This is a genomic window from Promicromonospora umidemergens (assembly GCF_024171995.1).
Classification (GTDB): Bacteria; Actinomycetota; Actinomycetes; order Actinomycetales; family Cellulomonadaceae; genus Promicromonospora; species Promicromonospora umidemergens.
On record NZ_JAMTCT010000063.1, the window covers coordinates 1 to 1,680 of the forward strand.

General features: G+C 65.3%; 1 protein-coding gene. It reads left to right on the plus strand.

Features of this window, described 5'->3' with window-relative positions:
- Nucleotides 1–475: 475 nt before the first annotated feature.
- The coding region (locus tag APR04_RS30265; RefSeq protein WP_253878359.1) for an LVIVD repeat-containing protein at nucleotides 476–1,680 on the plus strand (1,205 nt) is incomplete at its 3' end.

The following is a 1,680-nucleotide window of genomic DNA, read 5'->3' on the forward strand; positions in this document are numbered from 1 at the left end:
GCGGCACCTGGTCCACGTACTACTACAACGGGTATGCGTACTCCAACGATCTGGCCATCGGCTTCGACACCTTCGACATCGACGACTCGATCGACCGCCGCGCCGAGCGCGTGCGGATGAGGTCGCTCAACCCGCAGATGCAGGAGTCGTTCGGCCGCTGACGCGTCCGCGGCCAGAAGATGTGCCCGTCCCGGGCACGCCAGGCTGCCCGACGACGGCGGGGTGCTTTCCGTACGGAAGGTGACCCGCCCGTCGTCGGGCAGTGCTGTGTCGCTTGGGGCAATTGTCACCACTGTGTAAAACGTCACCAAAAGTCTGGTGCTGAGCGGATCCTGTGCGTGACACTGCCTCAACCGACCTAGGAGGTGTGACGCCCGTGCGTCGACCAACCTTTACTCGATCTCGCGCTCGGGGTGCCACTGGCGTCGCCCTGACAGCGTTCTTTGCTGCGGCGGCAGTGGCACTCGCAGGACCCGTGGCCGCATCCGCCGCCGAGCCGGACGTACCGCCGGGCGAGACAGCGTCCTCGAACATGACCCACCTGAGCAACCAGCCCAAGAACGGCGCGCTGCAGGGCACCGGCTCGGACATCGCGTTCCAGGGCAAGTACGCGTTCGCCGGCAACTACGACGGGTTCACCGTCTACGACCTGTCGGACAAGAAGAACCCGGAGCAGGTCGTGCAGGTCTCCTGCCCGGGCTCGCAGAACGACATCTCCGTCTACAAGGACATCCTGGTGCTCTCCACGGACTCGTCGCGCAGCGACGACTCGTGCGCGTCGACGTCCATGCCCGCCACTGAGAAGGCGGCGTGGGAGGGTATCAAGATCTGGGACATCTCCAACCCGCTCGCGCCGGAGTACGTCAAGTCGATCGAGACCGAGTGCGGGTCGCACACGCATTCCCTGGCTCCGTCGAAGAACGGCAGGACGGTCTACGCGTACGTGTCGTCCTACGCGCCGAACGCGTCATACCCGGACTGCCAGCCGCCGCACGACTTCGTCTCGATCGTGAAGATCCCGGTGAAGCACCCGACGTCGGCCGAGCTGGTCGCCACGCCGAACCTGTTCCCGGACGGTGGCTACGAGGGTGACCCGGAGCGCCGCGCCTCCACCACGAGCGGCTGCCACGACATCACCACCTACGCCAAGTACGACCTGGCTGCGGGTGCGTGCATGGGTGACGGCATCCTGATGGACATCAGGGACCGGGAGCGTCCCCGGGTGATCAGCCAGGTGCGGGACACGGAGAACTTCGCCTTCTGGCACTCGGCCACGTTCAACAACGACGCGAGCAAGGTCGTCTTCACCGACGAGCTCGGCGGCGGTGGCCTCGCGACCTGCACCGAAGAGTTCGCTCCGGAGCTCGGCGCCAACGGCATCTACGACATCGAGCGCAAGCGCCATGGCAAGACGGAGCTCGAGTTCGCGTCGTACTACAAGATCCCTCGGATCAACACCGCCGAGGAGAACTGTGTGGCGCACAACGGTTCGCTGATCCCGGTCAAGGGCAAGGACCTGATGGTTCAGTCCTGGTACCAGGGCGGCGTGTCCGTGTTCGACTTCACCGACTCGGAGAACCCGCGGGAGGTCGCCTGGTTCGACCGCGGCGAGGGTGTGAGCGGTGGCGGCACCTGGTCCACGTACTACTACAACGGGTATGCGTACTCCAACGATCTGGC